The organism is Herminiimonas arsenitoxidans, from assembly GCF_900130075.1.
In the GTDB taxonomy this organism is placed as follows: Bacteria; Pseudomonadota; Gammaproteobacteria; order Burkholderiales; family Burkholderiaceae_D; genus Oxalicibacterium; species Oxalicibacterium arsenitoxidans.
This window is the reverse complement of record NZ_LT671418.1, coordinates 2,002,221-2,017,976: the sequence shown is the minus strand read 5'-3', so window position 1 is coordinate 2,017,976 and position 15,756 is coordinate 2,002,221. Positions and strand designations below refer to the sequence as shown.

The following is a 15,756-nucleotide window of genomic DNA, read 5'->3' as shown; positions in this document are numbered from 1 at the left end:
AAACACAGGGCAGCCACAAGCTGCCTTGTGTGTTTGTTGCGTATTTATTTTGTATATCAAAGAAACAGGACTATCCATGACTACCTCTATCTTCTCCGACGACCAACTGACGATCGCCGGCACCACCTATCGCTCTCGCCTGTTGGTAGGCAGCGGTAAATACAAAGACCTCGAACAAACCCGCGCCGCCAGCGAAGCAAGCGGTGCACAAATCGTCACCGTCGCGATCCGTCGCGTCAATATCGGCCAGGACCCAAATGCACCGAGCCTGCTCGATGTCTTGCCGCCATCTGAATACACCTTGTTGCCGAACTCGGCCGGTTGCTACAACGCTGCTGATGCGGTGTACACCTTGCAACTCGGCCGTGAAATTCTCGGCGGCCATAAGCTGTGCAAACTCGAAGTCCTCGGCGATGAAAAGACCCTGTTCCCGAACATGCCGGAAACTCTGAAAGCAGCCGAAACGCTGGTCAAAGATGGTTTTGACGTCATGGTCTACTGCAGCGATGATCCGATACAAGCTCGTATGCTGGAAGACATTGGCTGTGCCGCCATCATGCCGCTGGCTTCGTTGATCGGTTCCGGCATGGGTATCCTCAATCCATGGAATCTGTCGCTCATCATCGAACAAAGCAAAGTCCCGGTCATCGTCGATGCCGGCGTAGGCACTGCTTCCGATGCTGCGATCGCCATGGAATTGGGTTGCGATGGCGTCTTGATGAATACCGCGATTGCCGGTGCGCAAGATCCGGTGCGTATGGCGCATGCAATGAAACTCGGTATTGATGCAGGTCGCAATGCCTACCTGGCTGGTCGTATCGCCCGCAAATTCGCCGCATCCCCATCGTCGCCGATGGCTGGTCGCGTGGTGTAAGAAGAACAAGAACGTGTTGCGCGGGAATTGTGCGGAATGCTGAGTTGATTGGCAGATAAATGGATTATCGAATATCCTTGCTGCCTTCAACGTCATCACATTAAAGGATTTACCATGCGCGCAATCGAGATTACTCAGCCAGGCCCACCAGATGTATTGAAGCTCTGCGAGCGCCCGATGCCCGAACCTAAGGCTGGCGAGGTACTGATCAAGGTGCACGCAGCCGGTATCAACCGTCCTGACGTGTTGCAGCGTACTGGTAACTATCCAGTTCCTAAAGGTGCATCGGATTTGCCAGGTCTGGAAGTCGCTGGCGAAATCGTCGGTGGTGATCTCTCCGGTAGTGATTTTAAAATCGGCGACATGATTTGTGCGTTGGCACAGGGCGGTGGTTACGCCGAATATTGCACGGCACCTATTGAGCAATGCTTGCCGATTCCAAAAGGTCTGGATGCTGTTGAAGCGGCATCTTTGCCAGAAACCTTTTTCACTGTGTGGAGCAACGTCTTTGATCGCGTCGGTTTGAGCGGCGATGAAACATTGTTGGTGCAGGGCGGCACATCCGGTATTGGCGTCACGGCTATCCAAATCGCAACGGCACTCGGACACCGTGTTTTCGCAACGGCTGGTAGCGATGACAAAGCCCGCGCTTGTGAAGTGATGGGTGCTGAGCGCGGTATCAATTACAAGACGGAAGATTTCGTTGAAATCGTCAAGGCAGCGACCGGTGGCAAGGGCGTGGACGTCATTCTCGATATGGTCGGTGGCGATTATGTACCACGCGAAATCCGTTGTCTCGCCGATGATGGACGCTTGGTCTTTATCGCCCTGTTGGGTGGCAACAAGGCGGAAGTAAGCCTGGGTCAAATTCTGTTGCGTCGTTTGACGATTACCGGTTCGACTTTGCGTCCGCGTCCAGTTGCCTTCAAAGCGGCGATTGCGAAGCAGTTGCGTGAACGTGTCTGGCCTTTGATTGAAACTGGCAAGATCAAGCCTGTGATCTATCAAACTTTCCCGCTGGAAGAAGCAGCGCAAGCGCATGCCTTGATGGAAAGCAGCACGCACATCGGTAAAATTATCTTGAAGGTGTAAGTTCAAGTTAATACGATAAAAAAGCCCGCTAGTCTTGTTGGACTAGCGGGCTTTTTCAATTGTGGTACGCCATATTCGTTACATCACTTTTTGTTTTTCGGCAGTGACTTGACGGGGAAATTACTTAATTGCTGTCCAGGTCTTGGGCTGTAACGGATGAGGCGCTCGATCAATTCTGGTCCTTCGGTCAGCAGGAAGTTTTTAAACGCTTGCGCGACAGGCGGCAGGCGTTTGTTTTTCCGATGCACGATATACCAGTTCAACATGACTGGGAAACCTTCGACATCCAATACGGCCAGACTACCGGCCTGCAATTCCAGACTGATGGTGTGCGCTGATAGGAAGCTGATACCCATGCCGGCAATCACCGCCTGTTTGATGGTCTCGGTACTGCGGATTTCCATCGCGATATTGAGGTCGTTGATGCGATCACCGAATCCGTCCTCCATCGAATGCCAGGTATCCGAACCTTTTTCCCGGACGACAAAGGGTTCATGCATGAGCGTACTCATCGGGATATTTTTTTGCGATACCAGAGGATGGTCAGGCGCTGCCACGATCACATAAGGGTGAGGAGCAAAAGCCTCGTTGATCGTATCCATATCGGTGGGTGGGCGCACCATAATTGCAATGTCGGTCAGATTGCTGGTCATCTGATTCAACAGACCTTCGCGATTGTGTACAGACAGATTCAGTGTCACACCCTGATGACTGCGCGCAAATTCAACCAACAGGCGGGGGAAGAAGTAATCGCCTGCGCTGATCACGGCCACGTTCAATTTACCGCCGGTGATGCCCTTGAATTGCGTCATCGCATCTTCCGCTTCCTGGAACTGCTGGATGATGCTGCGACTGTAGTGCAACAGTTCTGCGCCGCCCGGCGTCAGATAGATTTTCTTACCTAGCTGCTCGAACAGAGCAAGCCCTGCGTGCTCCTCCAGCTTCTTGACCTGGGTGGAAACCGCCGGCTGTGTCAAATGCAGTTCTTCCGCAGCACGAGAGAAGCTCAAATGGCGGGCAACAGTCTCAAAAACCTTCAGTTGCCGGAGTGTTGCGTTCTTCATAGGGTGTAGTACTCGATGTATAAGCTAAAAGGAATCATTATGATCAAATACTTTAACTATTCCTAATCATTTTTTAGCCCTAAGATGCATTTAAGTTTGAAAAAACACCAAATAAGTACCAAAAGTACATACAGGAGAATTACTATGCTCAAGGTCGCGTTGAATCAATATGCTGATGATGCCGCAGATTTGCATCGTAACGCCTATAACGCGGCGTTTTATGAACTTGGCTTGAGCTGGTACTGGGATGCGAACACCGACGATGATCTTACCGTCATAACAGGTGGCCGTAACCGTCTTCAACATTATTTGAATACATGCCAAGCGCATCTTTTGAAAGTGTATGAAGCCGATTTCCTGATTGAAGCTATACAAGCCGCCAAAGCACGCTGCTATGAAACCATGACTGCCTCCGGAACCCGCGTAACACGCTCGGTGAATTGGGCTGAATTTCAGCGGGGTGAAGTAGGCGTTTGAGCACGGCATTCTTGTAGATTGTGTCATGACCTGACCGCAATCGCAGTGGATGCTAGGCGATTTGACTGTGTACATCAACCTATCGGTTCGATGTTGCGCCGCGTCAAATTTGCAGCTCACTCCCTCTAGTTGTATCTGATGCGAAATGTTGTTCGCTTGTTCGCTATTTCTTAATCGTTTTTTGCATAAGTACAGTCGATTAAGCTGCGACAAGCATCGAATCTTAACCGTGGTCAAGGATATCGAGATACGCTTCTCGGACAATCCACGTCACCGTTTTATTCGGTTTTGCAACAGTTGAAATGAGCAGCTTTTTTGCTGGGAGTATCAACGGTTTTTGCGTGGATTTAAGCAAAGTAAAATTATCGTAGCGGTTCGCTGCCAAAAATTGATTTTCAATAAGGACAATCATGAATATCCACGAGTATCAAGGAAAAGAAGTACTGCGTAAGTACGGTGTTACGACACCAAAAGGTTTCCCCTGTTTTTCCGTAGATGAAGCTGTACAAGCTGCCGAAAAACTCGGTGGCAAAGTCTGGGTTGTGAAAGCACAGATTCACGCTGGTGGTCGCGGCAAAGGCGGCGGCGTTAAAGTTGCAAAATCGCTTGATGAAGTACGCAAATACGCGAACGACATTCTCGGCATGACACTGGTAACACACCAAACCGGTCCTGAAGGCCGTTTGGTAAAACGTCTGCTGATCGAAGAAGGCGCGGACATCAAGAAAGAACTGTACGTCGGTATGGTGGTTGATCGTGGTAGCCAACGCGTTGCCTTGATGGCATCCAGCGAAGGCGGCATGGACATCGAGCACGTTGCTGAACACACTCCTGAAAAAATCCACAAGGTATTCATCGACCCAGTCAAGGGTTTGCTCGATAGCGAGGCTGATGACATCGCCCGCAAAATCGGCGTACCTGAAGGCTCGGTTCCACAAGCGCGCGCATTCATGCAAGGCTTGTACAAAGCATTCGACGAAACCGATGCATCGCTGGCTGAGATCAATCCATTGATCGTCACTGGCGACGACCGTATCGTTGCACTCGATGCGAAATTCAATTTCGATTCGAACGCAATGTATCGTCATCCAGAAATCGTTGAAATGCGCGATCTGGACGAAGAAGATCCAGCTGAAATCGAAGCATCGAAATTCGACCTGACCTACATCTCGCTCGACGGCAACATTGGTTGCTTGGTTAACGGCGCAGGTTTGGCAATGGCAACGATGGACGTCATCAAATTGTACGGCGGTTCGCCAGCCAACTTCCTCGACGTAGGTGGTGGTGCTACGACTGAGAAAGTGACTGAAGCATTCAAGATCATGTTGAAGAACCCAGACATCAAAGCGATTCTGGTTAACATCTTCGGCGGCATCATGAAGTGCGACGTGATCGCACAAGGCGTGATCGCAGCAGCGAAGCAGGTTGATTTGACAGTTCCACTGGTTGTTCGCATGGCGGGCACCAATGAAGAACTGGGCAAGAAGATTCTGGCTGAGTCAGGTCTTCCTATCATCACTGCAAACAACATGGCTGAAGCGGCTGAAAAAGTCGTCAACGCAGCACAGGGGAAATAAGCATGTCAATCCTGATCAATAAAGATACTAAAGTTATCACCCAAGGCATCACCGGTAAAACAGGTCAGTTCCACACCAGAATGTGTATCGAATACGCAAACGGTAAAAACTGTTTCGTTGCTGGCGTGAACCCAAAGAAACCTGGCGAATCGTTTGAAGGCGTACCTATTTACGCATCCGTCGCTGAAGCGAAAGCAGAAACAGGCGCAACCGTTTCGGTTATTTACGTTCCGCCTCCGTTCGCTGCAGCAGCAATCGACGAGGCAGTTGATGCTGGCATCGATCTGGTGATTTGCATCACTGAAGGCATTCCAGTGCGCGACATGATTCGTACCAAAGCACGCATGGAAGGCAAAAAAACCTTGCTGCTCGGACCGAACTGCCCAGGCTTGATTACGCCAGACGAAATCAAGATCGGCATCATGCCAGGTCACATCCACAAGAAAGGTCGCATCGGCGTCGTTTCGCGTTCGGGTACGTTGACCTATGAAGCAGCTGGTCAATTGGCTGAATTCGGCCTCGGTCAATCGACCGTGGTTGGTATCGGTGGCGATCCAGTCAGCGGCTTGAAGCACATTGACGTGCTGCGCATGTTCAATGACGATCCTGATACTGATGCAGTCATCATGGTTGGTGAAATCGGTGGCGATGCAGAAGAAACCTGCGCACGCTGGATCAAAGACAACATGAAGAAACCAGTTATCGGTTTCATCGCTGGCGTTACTGCACCAGAAGGCAAACGCATGGGCCACGCCGGTGCGATCATCTCTGGCGGCAAAGGTACAGCGCAAGAGAAATTGGCTGTGATGGAAGCGTGCGGTATCAAAGTCACACGCAATCCAGCTGAAATGGGCCGTTTGCTGAAATCGGTTCTGTAATAAGAAGTTCCGACACTCCCCATGCATGGGGAGTGTTATCTCTACAGGAAATACACGGTGTTTTCTGTAGAGATAGTTACTACATGCATGTGCGCCTATTGCGCACGCCGGGATGTGACCGCGCTAGAGCGCAAGTTCGCGCAGGTCTGCCTGGAAGTAACAGTACAAGTTTTTAAATCTTGAGAGAGTAAAAAATGTCACAACGTTGGGTACGCTTTAGTCACGCAGGTAACACACAATTCGGCACGCTTGAAGGCGATAACATTCAAGTCCATACCGGCGATATGTTTGCTAATCCAGTCAAGACTGACACAGTGTTGAATATCAACGACGTCAAAGTGTTGATGCCGGCACAGCCAACCAAAATCATCGCGATGTGGAACAACTTCCATGAATTGGCGAAGAAACTGAATCTGGCAGACCCGAAAGAGCCGCTGTACCTGATCAAGGCACCAAATTCCTATCTGAACCCAGGTGAAACCATCCAGAAGCCGCCTACAGATGACAAAGTCGTCTTTGAAGGTGAACTCGGTATCGTTATCGGCAAAACTGCCAAGGCAGTGTCGGAAGCGGACGCGATGGACTATGTCTTTGGTTACACCGTAGCAAACGACGTTACCGTTGCGACCATCTTGAATCGCGATGAATCGTTTGCACAATGGGTGCGCGCAAAAGGTCTGGATACCTTCTGCCCATTTGGCCCAACAATTGCAACCGATCTGGATCCAACCACACTGGTTGTTAAAACTGTTCTGAACGGCGATGTTCGTCAAAACTATCCAATTAGCGATATGCGTTTCTCCACGCAGCAATTGGTAAGCATGATTTCCGCCGATATGACGCTGTTCCCAGGCGACATCATCTTGTGCGGCACCTCGGTAGGTGTCGGCTCGATGAAGCCAGGTAGCGTCGTGGAAGTTGAGATTGCTGGCATCGGCAAGCTCACAAATGATTTTAAATAATAGTGGCGAGGTCTAGAGTATGAAAATTGCAATTATTGGAGCAGGAGCAATCGGCGGTTATGTTGGCGTTAAGTTGGCATTGGCCGGTGAAGATGTCACTTTCATCGTCCGTGGCGCGAATCTGGAAACCATCCGCAAGAACGGCGCCAAGCTGATCATGCACGACGGTTCAGAACACATCGCATCTAACGTCAAAGCAACCAACAACTACGACGAAGCTGGTCATCAAGACATCATCGTTCTGGCAATGAAAGCGCATCAACTTGAAGCGATCGCTGATGATTTGCCAAAACTGATCGGACCGGACACCGTCATCGTCACGATGCAAAACGGTATTCCTTTCTGGTACTTCCACAAGCATGGCGGCAAGCTGGCAGGTACACGCGTAGAAAGCGTAGACCCAACAGGCAAGATCACTTCCAAGATTCCTGCTGACCGTGTACTCGGTTGCGTTGTGTACCCAGCATCGGAACTGATCGCTCCAGGCGTGATCAAGCACATTGAAGGTGATCGTTTCCCTATCGGCGAACTCGATGGTTCGATCAGCGAACGTGCAACGCGCGTTTCGGAATGCTTCACCAATGCTGGCTTCAAATCGCCAGTGCTGGATAACATCCGTTCGGAAATCTGGCTCAAGTTGTGGGGCAATCTGACCTTCAATCCAATCAGCGCGTTGTCGCACTCGACTCTGCAAGACATCTGCCAGTTCCCACTGTCACGTGAACTTGCTGCTGCGATGATGACTGAAGCGCAAACTATTGCACACAAACTCGGCATCGAATTCCGCGTCACACTCGAGAAGCGTATCGCTGGTGCTGAAAAAGTAGGCAAGCACAAAACATCGATGTTGCAAGACGTCGAAGCCGGCCGCGATCCTGAGATCGATGCATTGGTCGGTTCAGTTGCAGAACTCGGTCGTTTGACTGAAACACCGACACCGCACATTGATACAGTGTTCGCATTGGTCAAGTTGCTGGCGAAGACCATGAATGAAGAGACTGGGCAGGTCAAACTGCAAAAAGTCGCTTAATTCAGCGGTATTAGCGTCTGAAGCATGATGAGCCCATGAAGATTTAAAAGTCTTCATGGGCTTTTTTAATGTGTCAGGGATGCGTGATTATGGTGCGCAGCCAAATATAAATTGATGATCTATGCTCGATTAGCGTGCGTTGATCTTGATGTCATTGATGTAAATAATGTTAATTCTTAACCTTCATCAAGGAAAGTGTTCAGCAGCTCTCGCAAAATCAGATTATCTAATGTGATCATTTAAAGAGAATCAAGGATTGATATTCGATTTTTGTTTTGCGATTGAAAAATATTTAAATGACGTGACTACGTATAAATACGTAGTGAAATTTTTTCCCACTTTGTTTCTTAAGAATGGCACACTGATGTAAAGCAGGATTCGATTCTGCAAAGCAAGTAGATACATAAAATATAAATGCTGTGTATCTGAGTAAAGAAATGTCGTTAGATGATAGCCGCAATAAAACAGGCACTTCGAATGACATTCGTTGATTTGCAAATAGGGTAAATGGAGACCTTAGGCGCATTTCGATTACTCGAAAGAGTGGCTCAGAACAATAGCAAGTGACGCGTCCAACATGGTCGTAGTCCTGAAAACTTGACTCAGGTCAAGAGATTTTTCGAAGAAAGGCCACACTATCTTTGAAAAATTAAAACAATTTCAAGTATGTAAGCATCGTCAGCCGTGCGGTGCTTGTGCTCACAAGGCACCTTGAAGCGGCAAGTAGCACAGTAGTTAAAATTATTATTAACAGGAGACAAGCAATGATCAAGGAATTCATTTCGCATTCGAAAAGCGGCATGGCAATGGCAACTGCCGGTGCATTTGCTGCAGTAGCTCTTGCTGCAACCCCAGCGTTCGCCGCTTGGGAACCAACCAAACCAGTCGAATTTGTAGTCCCTGCCGGTACAGGCGGTGGCGCTGATCAAATGGCACGTCTGATTCAAGGCGTGATCATCAAAAACAAATTGATGAAAGAGCCACTGATTGTTGTCAATAAATCGGGTGGTGCTGGTGCTGAAGGTTTCCTCGGCATCAAAAACGACAAAGGTGATCCACACAAAATCATCATCACTTTGTCGAATCTGTTCACAACACCTATGGCAACTGGTGTCCCATTCAACTGGCGTGACATGACCCCAGTTGCGATGTTGGCACTGGATCAATTTGTTCTGTGGACGAATGCAGAACAACCATACAAATCCGCAAAAGAATATATTGATGCGGTAAAAGCAGCTGGCCCTAACAAATTCAAAATGGGCGGCACAGGCTCCAAACAGGAAGATCAAATCATTACTGTAGGCCTGGAAAAAGCAACTGGCACCAAGTTCATCTACATCCCATTCAAAGGCGGTGGTGAAGTTGCAGTGCAATTGGTTGGTAATCACTTGCAATCGACGGTTAACAATCCTATCGAAGCAGTTTCGCAATGGCGCGCAGGCAAGCTGAAAGCGCAATGCGTATTCGATCATGATCGTATGCCATACAAAACCAAGGTTACCGATACTCAATCGTGGAACGACATCCCAACATGTAAAGAAGCCGGTATCCCTACCGACTACACCATGTTGCGCGGTATCTTTATGCCTGCAGGTGTAACACCTGATCAACTGGCATTCTATGTTGACCTCTTCAAGAAGGTGCGTGAAACACCGGAATGGAAAGACTACATGGAAAAAGGCGCGTTCAACACGACCTTCAAAACTGGTAACGACTTCAAAGTCTGGCTGGAAGCAGCAGAGAAGCAACACGCTACTCTGATGCAAGAAGCTGGCTTCATGGCGAAGAAGTAATCAACATCGGGATATAGGCAATAAGCAGCAGCAGGCAGCGCTACTGGCTAACGGTAGTGCTGGCTTCTGCTCGCCTGTCCCAACATCATTGTAAAAATTTTCAGGAGCATTCCTCATGGATCAGAATTCAGAATCCAGCGGTGGCGTTCGCACTGGCGTGGCCACTTATGTTGTCGAGGCAGTTGTCGCTGCTCTGCTGCTGTTGCTGGGTATTACAGTTGTTATTTCAAGCTGGGAATTGGGCGCCGGTTGGACGACCGATGGCCCTGGCTCAGGCTACTTCCCGTTTTATATCGGTATCGTTATTTGTATATCGGGTATAGGCACTCTTTATCAATCCTTGTTTGGCAAAGAAAAAAACACGGAAGTGTTTGTCGATAGCGAACAGTTGAAGCGCGTGCTGCAAGTCTTGATCCCAGCAGTTATCTATGTTGGTGCTATTCAAGTCTTCGGTATCTATGTTTCCTCTGCCGTCTATATCGCATTGTTCATGGTCTTCCTCGGTAAGTTCTCACCAGTAAAAGCGGTCATTGCTGCGGTAAGCGTCAATGTCGTCTTCTTCCTGATGTTTGAGGTGTGGTTCAAAGTGCCCCTGTACAAAGGGTCGATAGATCTTTTGAGCTTCCTCGGTTACTAGAGCTTGTGCGTGTCGATTACATCGATGTGCTTGCTATCGAGTTAGATTGGAATTCAAGGAGTAATAAGTAAAATGGAAGAAATTAATTCACTATTTCACGGGTTTGCTGTCATTCTGACGCCCATGAACTTTTTGCTGATGGTAATCGGCATTGTGTTGGGTGTGTTGATTGGCGTATTGCCTGGTTTGGGTGGCGCGAATGGCGTAGCTATTCTGTTGCCGTTGACCTTCTCGATGTCGCCGACATCTGCAATTATCATGTTGTCTTGTATCTACTGGGGAGCGTTGTTCGGCGGTGCGATTACGTCGATTCTGTTCAACATTCCTGGTGAGCCGTGGTCCGTCGCAACGACGTTCGACGGATATCCGATGGCGCAAAAAGGGAATGCGGGTGAGGCACTGACAGGTGCATTTACATCGTCATTCATCGGTGCGTTCGTTGCGGTTGTCATGATTACCTTTATGGCACCGTTGGTTGCTAAATTCGCGTTGCGTTTCGGTCCTCCGGAATTCTTCTCGGTTTATCTGCTGACCTTCTGTAGTTTTGTCGGTATGGGTAAAGGCTCGCCGTTCAAAATTCTGGCTTCGATGGCGCTCGGTTTTGCACTCGCAGCAGTCGGTATGGATACGGTTACGGGCCAATTGCGTTTGACCTTCGGTTTCGAAGAGTTCATGCGTGGTTTCGACTTCCTGATCGCGGTTATCGGTTTGTTCGGTATCGGCGAAATCCTGTTGTCGATGGAAGAAGGTTTGGCGTTCTCCGGTAAGTCAGCGAAGATCGATCCAAAAATCGTTTTCCAAACCTGGAAAAAACTGCCTAAGTACTGGGTAACTTCAGTTCGCAGCTCGCTGGTTGGTATCTGGATGGGCGTTACACCAGGCGGTGCAACTCCAGCATCATTCATGGCTTACGGTCTGGCCAAGAAAATGTCGAAAAACGGTTCGAAGTTCGGTACTGGTGAACTCGAAGGTGTTGTTGCTCCTGAAACTGCTGCGCATGCTGCTGGTACAGCTGCATTGCTGCCTATGCTGGCTCTGGGTATTCCAGGTTCGCCAACAGCGGCTGTGTTGCTCGGTGGTTTGTTGATTTGGGGTCTGCAACCTGGTCCATTGCTCTTCGTTGAGCAAAAAGACTTCGTTTGGGGCTTGATCGCTAGTATGTATCTGGGTAACTTGGTTGGTCTGTTGGTCGTCTTGACTACAGTTCCACTGTTTGCTTCGATTCTGCGTATTCCATTCTCAATCATCGCACCAGTGATTATCGTGATTTGCGCGATCGGTGCTTACACCGTTCACAACGCGATGTTTGATATCTGGTTGATGGTGGTGTTTGGTGTGATCGGTTATCTGTTCAAGAAACTCGATTACCCATTGGCTCCTATGGTTCTGGCGCTGGTGTTGGGCGACAAGGCAGAAGATTCATTCCGTCAAGCGATGTTGACATCGCAAGGCGAAGTGTCTGTCATGTTCTCGAACCCACTGGTTGGTAGCATCACTGGCCTGGCATTGCTCATGTTGTTCTGGCCATTGATCTCGCGTCTGATCGCAAAAGTTCGTCCACCAAAAGTTGACGAGTTTGCTGATGAGCGCCCAGTAGATTGATAGACCTTTGTAATATCTTTGATCCAGCATCCTGCAAAACGGGGTGTTGAATGATTCGGCCTTCAAGCTAATCTGATCTAGTGTGCCCCACGCGGTGAATAGCCTCGTGGGGCATCGTTGTTTTTGGAGCTAAATTTTGATGGTATGGTTACTCTGCTTGATCAGAGTAATCAGCTTCAATTGAGTTGTTTATTGATTTGTCGTGCATGTACCGAGAACCATAACTAAGGAGATAGCTATGCCAGTGATCGCAATGACGCAGGAAATGGGCTCGCTTGCCAAAGATGTCGCAATGCATCTTGCGCAAACACAGAATCTTGCAGTGATGCGCCATGAAGTGATCGATCATCTTGCCGAAAAGATGGATATAAGCAAAAGTGTGATTCGCCGTTTGCGTGAGGGGAAAGCCGGTTTTGTCGATCGTATTACTGCGGATGAAGAAGGTATTGCTTTATATACAGCGGAAGAAGTTTTCGAGTTGGCCAACAAAGGGAATGTCGTCTTGCGCGGTTGGGGCGCAACTTGTTTGCTGCATGCGGTGCCACATGTAGTGACGGTTCGTATTACACGTTCAATGAAAAATCGGGTCGCATGGTTGATGGCGCATTTGGAAACAGATGACGCAGATTTTGCCGAGGCGGAAATCCGTCGTAGTGATGCCGCGCATGCCACACGCATGCATCAGCAATTTGGAGTAACGTGGGGAGATCCGGTGCTATACGATCTGGTACTGAATACTGATCGCTTATCAGTTGAAAGTTGCGCGGCGCAAATTATGAATTTGGTAGGGCGTCCAGAATTCAAGGAAACAAAAGCATCGCAAGCCGTACTTGAGAATATGACGCTAGAGGCGCATGTGCGTGCGGCATTAAAGAGTGCGCCGGCTAGTCGCGATGTCAAGATTACGATTGAAGCAAATCGCGGTCATGTCGTGTTGAGTGGCTTGGTTCTGCATGCTGATGAACATGCTGCTGCAGAGAAAGTTGCTGCTGGTGTGCCGGGTGTTGTCAGTATCGACAATCAAGTGCGCTTGATGGTTAATTCAAAACTGTATTCTTCGGGCAAATACTAGTTTTTTGAAAATCTGACCTCACTTAAGGAAGAGGTCAGATTTTTCCTTGATGTTTCAGCCGGCTCAGTGTTTCTGGCGACAAATTAAGGTAGGAGGCGAGTTCTTTCTTCGGAATGCGATCGAAGAGTTCTGGATGTTTGCGTGTAAAGCGCTGTACGCGACCAGGTGCATCGAGCAAGTGCAAAGTAATCGTATGTGCCATGATTTCGCTCATCAAATGCATGACGTCTAACTCAAATGCTTGTTTAACATGTTCATGTTTATCGATGAAGGCGATCCATTGCAGCAAAGGCAACTTCACGACGCGCGCTTTTGTTACGCAGATGATGCTGTAAGGTGTGGGTGTTTTCAGTCGCCATGCGGCGTAACTGGTTTCCATATTGCGTTCATCGGCAAAGCGCAGAATCATTTCCTTGGCTTGCTGATTAGTAACAACGCGCTTCAATATGCCATCAAGGATGAAATATTGCTCCATTTCATGCACGCCCTGATGCAGCAGGAAGTCACCTTTGGGACAGTCCACGACGAGTAAATGCGACTCCAGTTCGGCCCATTCGCTATCAGTCATGTCTTTTAAGACAAGATTTTGTCTGAGCTGGACGCGAATGACATTTCGTTCTGGATGGTTATCAACAGTCGGCATTTACAAGATATGTAGATATAAAAGAAAGAAGGGTGGTCGGGGCCGATATCATGCGATGAAAATTGACCGGGGTCAATGATCGAAGCGAGGGCAGATCGATATGATACGCCCACTTGGATAGTGTATGCGTAAAAGCATAACTAAAGGGTATCTCTAAAAATCAACCGATCTGATTTTTAGAGGTGCCTTGCAAGTAAGAATGGCCGACAAAAGCGCGGCAACCATGGGATTAGGCAACGTTGCCTAACCTTTATCGAAATCAACCGAAGAGATATTCATTATGAAAAACGACATTCAGGCAGTAGCAGAAGGCGTAGAGCTGACAGACGGCTTCCACCTCCTGATGGAAGCCTTGGAAATGAACGGCATCACCAACATTTATGGTCTTCTCGGCATCCCTGTTACCGAAATCGGCCGTATGTGGCAAGCACGTGGTAACAAGTTCTTCAGCTTCCGTAACGAACAAAATGCAGGTTACGCGGCATCGGTTGCTGGTTACTTGACCAAAAAACCAGGCGTTTGCGTGACTGTTTCCGCACCTGGCTTCTTGAACGGTTTGACCGCACTGGCTAACGCCACCACCAACTGCTTCCCAATGATTCTGATTTCCGGTTCTTCGGAACGTGAAATCGTCGACCTGCAACAAGGCGACTACGAAGAAATGGATCAGTTGAACATCGCTCGCCCACATTGCAAAGCTTCGTTCCGTATCAACCGTACTGAAGACATCGGCGTCGCAGTTGTTCGCGCTATCCGTACAGCATTGTCCGGTCGTCCAGGCGGCGTGTATCTGGATATTCCAGCACGTCTGTTCAGCACCACCATGAGCGCAGAAGAAGGCGCGAAAACTCTGTTCGTTCCAGTTGATCCAGCTCCAGCACAGATCCCAGGTCCAGACGCTGTTGCACGCGCTGTTGCATTGATCAAAGGCGCTAAAAAGCCATTGATCTTGCTCGGCAAAGGTGCTGCTTACGCACAATGCGATGCAGATATCAAAGCACTGATCGAAGAAACAGGTATTCCTTTCACGCCTATGTCGATGGCTAAAGGCTTGGTTTCCGATACACATCCACAATGTGCTGCTGCTGCACGTTCGATGGTTCTGCAAGAGTCCGACGTCGTTGTATTGATCGGTGCTCGTCTGAACTGGTTGTTGTCGCACGGTAAAGGCAAAACATGGGGCGGTTCGAAACAATTCGTGCAGATCGACATCCAAGCTAACGAAATGGACAGCAACGTACCTATCGCTGCACCACTGGTTGGCGACGTTCAATCTTGCGTCAACGCATTGCGCGCTGGCCTGAAAGGCGCTGCTAAGCCAACAGAATGGATGAGCGCTATTGCTGAACGTGCTACCGGCACCAAAGCTAAATTGGCTACCAAACTGAGCACAGCTACTCCAGTCATGAACTACTTCAACTCGCTCGGCGCAATCCGTGACGTGTTGAAAAACTACCCAGACATCACCCTGGTTAACGAAGGTGCAAACACCCTCGACAACGCACGTATGGTCATCGACCAATACTTGCCACGCAAACGTGTGGATACAGGTACATGGGGCGTAATGGGTATCGGTATGGGTTCGGCTGTTGCAGCTGCTGTTGAAACCGGCAAACCAGTCGTTGCAATTTGCGGCGATAGCGCATTCGGTTTCAGCGCAATGGAATACGAAACAATCACCCGTTACAACTTGCCAGTAACCGTCATCATCATGAACAACGGCGGTATCTACCGCGGTGACGAAGCAAATCCAGATCACCAATTCTCGTGCATGTTGTTCAATCCGAACACCAAGTACGATATGTTCAGCGTAGCTCTGGGCGGCGAAGGCGTTCGTGCTGAAACTCCAGAACAACTGGCTAAAGCTTTGGAAGCTTCCCTGAAATCGGGCAAGCCAACCATCATCGACGCGATCATCGATCCAGCAGCTGGTGTTGAATCCGGCCGTATCGGTAACTTGAACATCGTTTCGACGATCGGTAAGAAGAAGTAATACTAGATAGAGCCAAGGCGCAAGCCATGGTCATTGCGTGGCACAGTTAGCGAAGTGTTGAC

The 15,756-nt window shown here is 49.0% G+C and carries 15 protein-coding genes; 12 read left to right on the top strand and 3 right to left on the bottom strand.

Annotation, left to right across the window (positions count from 1 at the left end; genetic code table 11):
• Nucleotides 1-76: 76 nt before the first annotated feature.
• Nucleotides 77-874 (top strand): thiazole synthase, encoded by a 798-nt coding sequence (locus BQ6873_RS09480; RefSeq protein WP_076592427.1) that lies wholly within the window; start codon nt 77-79, stop codon nt 872-874.
• A 114-nt stretch (nt 875-988) separates the two neighbouring features.
• Entirely contained in the window at nt 989-1,966 is a 978-nt protein-coding gene (locus BQ6873_RS09475; RefSeq protein WP_076592426.1) for an NAD(P)H-quinone oxidoreductase, read from the top strand.
• Between the two features lie 83 nt (nt 1,967-2,049).
• On the opposite strand, the gene BQ6873_RS09470 is transcribed toward BQ6873_RS09475, so the two are convergent.
• Nucleotides 2,050-3,030 (bottom strand): LysR family transcriptional regulator, encoded by a 981-nt coding sequence (locus BQ6873_RS09470; protein ID WP_076592425.1) that lies wholly within the window; start codon nt 3,028-3,030, stop codon nt 2,050-2,052.
• Nucleotides 3,031-3,174: 144 nt separating this feature from the next.
• Here BQ6873_RS09470 and BQ6873_RS09465 point away from each other — a divergent pair, with 144 nt between their 5' ends.
• Nucleotides 3,175-3,507: an HAD family hydrolase gene (locus BQ6873_RS09465; protein WP_076592424.1), complete on the top strand. Its 333-nt coding sequence runs from the start codon at nt 3,175-3,177 to the stop codon at nt 3,505-3,507.
• 223 nt (nt 3,508-3,730) lie between these two features.
• Here the strand turns inward: BQ6873_RS09465 and BQ6873_RS09460 are convergent, their stop codons facing one another.
• Nucleotides 3,731-3,919, bottom strand: coding sequence for a hypothetical protein (locus tag BQ6873_RS09460; RefSeq protein ID WP_076592423.1), 189 nt, complete (start codon nt 3,917-3,919; stop codon nt 3,731-3,733).
• Between BQ6873_RS09460 and sucC the strand changes: the two genes are divergently transcribed.
• From sucC to BQ6873_RS09420, 8 genes are all read left to right on the top strand, one after another.
• Entirely contained in the window at nt 3,918-5,084 is a 1,167-nt protein-coding gene (sucC, locus tag BQ6873_RS09455; protein ID WP_076592422.1) for an ADP-forming succinate--CoA ligase subunit beta, read from the top strand. The two genes, BQ6873_RS09460 and sucC, sit on opposite strands and share 2 nt — an antisense overlap.
• A gap of 2 nt (nt 5,085-5,086) precedes the next feature.
• Nucleotides 5,087-5,962 carry a succinate--CoA ligase subunit alpha gene (sucD, locus tag BQ6873_RS09450; RefSeq protein ID WP_076592421.1) on the top strand — a complete coding sequence of 292 codons (876 nt, stop codon included), beginning with the start codon at nt 5,087-5,089 and terminating at the stop codon, nt 5,960-5,962.
• A 194-nt stretch (nt 5,963-6,156) separates the two neighbouring features.
• The gene (locus BQ6873_RS09445; RefSeq protein WP_076592420.1) at nt 6,157-6,924 is read left to right on the top strand and encodes a fumarylacetoacetate hydrolase family protein; all 768 of its coding nucleotides are present in this window, start codon (nt 6,157-6,159) and stop codon (nt 6,922-6,924) included.
• Between the two features lie 19 nt (nt 6,925-6,943).
• Nucleotides 6,944-7,954 (top strand): 2-dehydropantoate 2-reductase, encoded by a 1,011-nt coding sequence (locus BQ6873_RS09440; RefSeq protein WP_076592419.1) that lies wholly within the window; start codon nt 6,944-6,946, stop codon nt 7,952-7,954.
• A gap of 764 nt (nt 7,955-8,718) precedes the next feature.
• Nucleotides 8,719-9,747, top strand: coding sequence for a Bug family tripartite tricarboxylate transporter substrate binding protein (locus BQ6873_RS09435; RefSeq protein WP_076592418.1), 1,029 nt, complete (start codon nt 8,719-8,721; stop codon nt 9,745-9,747).
• 115 nt (nt 9,748-9,862) lie between these two features.
• A complete protein-coding gene (locus BQ6873_RS09430) occupies nt 9,863-10,384 on the top strand; it encodes a tripartite tricarboxylate transporter TctB family protein (protein ID WP_076592417.1) in 522 nt (173 codons plus the stop codon).
• Nucleotides 10,385-10,456: 72 nt separating this feature from the next.
• Complete coding sequence (locus tag BQ6873_RS09425) at nt 10,457-11,986, top strand: tripartite tricarboxylate transporter permease (RefSeq protein ID WP_076592416.1); 1,530 nt, start codon at nt 10,457-10,459, stop codon at nt 11,984-11,986.
• Between the two features lie 238 nt (nt 11,987-12,224).
• Entirely contained in the window at nt 12,225-13,058 is an 834-nt protein-coding gene (locus BQ6873_RS09420; protein ID WP_076592415.1) for a cytidylate kinase family protein, read from the top strand.
• Nucleotides 13,059-13,092: 34 nt separating this feature from the next.
• Here BQ6873_RS09420 and BQ6873_RS09415 read toward each other — a convergent pair whose 3' ends face one another.
• The gene (locus BQ6873_RS09415) at nt 13,093-13,701 is read right to left on the bottom strand and encodes a Crp/Fnr family transcriptional regulator (protein ID WP_076592414.1); all 609 of its coding nucleotides are present in this window, start codon (nt 13,699-13,701) and stop codon (nt 13,093-13,095) included.
• Nucleotides 13,702-13,981: 280 nt separating this feature from the next.
• Here BQ6873_RS09415 and oxc point away from each other — a divergent pair, with 280 nt between their 5' ends.
• On the top strand, nt 13,982-15,694 hold the full coding sequence (gene oxc / locus BQ6873_RS09410; RefSeq protein WP_076592413.1) for an oxalyl-CoA decarboxylase: 1,713 nt from the start codon (nt 13,982-13,984) through the stop codon (nt 15,692-15,694).
• The last annotated feature ends 62 nt before the right edge of the window (nt 15,695-15,756 follow it).

What these genes read in the sequence shown, in the direction of transcription:
- BQ6873_RS09480 (WP_076592427.1), top strand. Translation starts at nt 77, where the DNA reads ATGACTACCTCTATCTTCTCCGACGACCAACTGACGATCGCCGGCACC.
- BQ6873_RS09475 (WP_076592426.1), top strand. Translation starts at nt 989, where the DNA reads ATGCGCGCAATCGAGATTACTCAGCCAGGCCCACCAGATGTATTGAAG.
- BQ6873_RS09470 (WP_076592425.1), bottom strand. Translation starts at nt 3,030, where the DNA reads ATGAAGAACGCAACACTCCGGCAACTGAAGGTTTTTGAGACTGTTGCC.
- BQ6873_RS09465 (WP_076592424.1), top strand. Translation starts at nt 3,175, where the DNA reads ATGCTCAAGGTCGCGTTGAATCAATATGCTGATGATGCCGCAGATTTG.
- sucC (WP_076592422.1), top strand. Translation starts at nt 3,918, where the DNA reads ATGAATATCCACGAGTATCAAGGAAAAGAAGTACTGCGTAAGTACGGT.
- BQ6873_RS09460 (WP_076592423.1), bottom strand. Translation starts at nt 3,919, where the DNA reads ATGATTGTCCTTATTGAAAATCAATTTTTGGCAGCGAACCGCTACGAT.
- sucD (WP_076592421.1), top strand. Translation starts at nt 5,087, where the DNA reads ATGTCAATCCTGATCAATAAAGATACTAAAGTTATCACCCAAGGCATC.
- BQ6873_RS09445 (WP_076592420.1), top strand. Translation starts at nt 6,157, where the DNA reads ATGTCACAACGTTGGGTACGCTTTAGTCACGCAGGTAACACACAATTC.
- BQ6873_RS09440 (WP_076592419.1), top strand. Translation starts at nt 6,944, where the DNA reads ATGAAAATTGCAATTATTGGAGCAGGAGCAATCGGCGGTTATGTTGGC.
- BQ6873_RS09435 (WP_076592418.1), top strand. Translation starts at nt 8,719, where the DNA reads ATGATCAAGGAATTCATTTCGCATTCGAAAAGCGGCATGGCAATGGCA.
- BQ6873_RS09430 (WP_076592417.1), top strand. Translation starts at nt 9,863, where the DNA reads ATGGATCAGAATTCAGAATCCAGCGGTGGCGTTCGCACTGGCGTGGCC.
- BQ6873_RS09425 (WP_076592416.1), top strand. Translation starts at nt 10,457, where the DNA reads ATGGAAGAAATTAATTCACTATTTCACGGGTTTGCTGTCATTCTGACG.
- BQ6873_RS09420 (WP_076592415.1), top strand. Translation starts at nt 12,225, where the DNA reads ATGCCAGTGATCGCAATGACGCAGGAAATGGGCTCGCTTGCCAAAGAT.
- BQ6873_RS09415 (WP_076592414.1), bottom strand. Translation starts at nt 13,701, where the DNA reads ATGCCGACTGTTGATAACCATCCAGAACGAAATGTCATTCGCGTCCAG.
- oxc (WP_076592413.1), top strand. Translation starts at nt 13,982, where the DNA reads ATGAAAAACGACATTCAGGCAGTAGCAGAAGGCGTAGAGCTGACAGAC.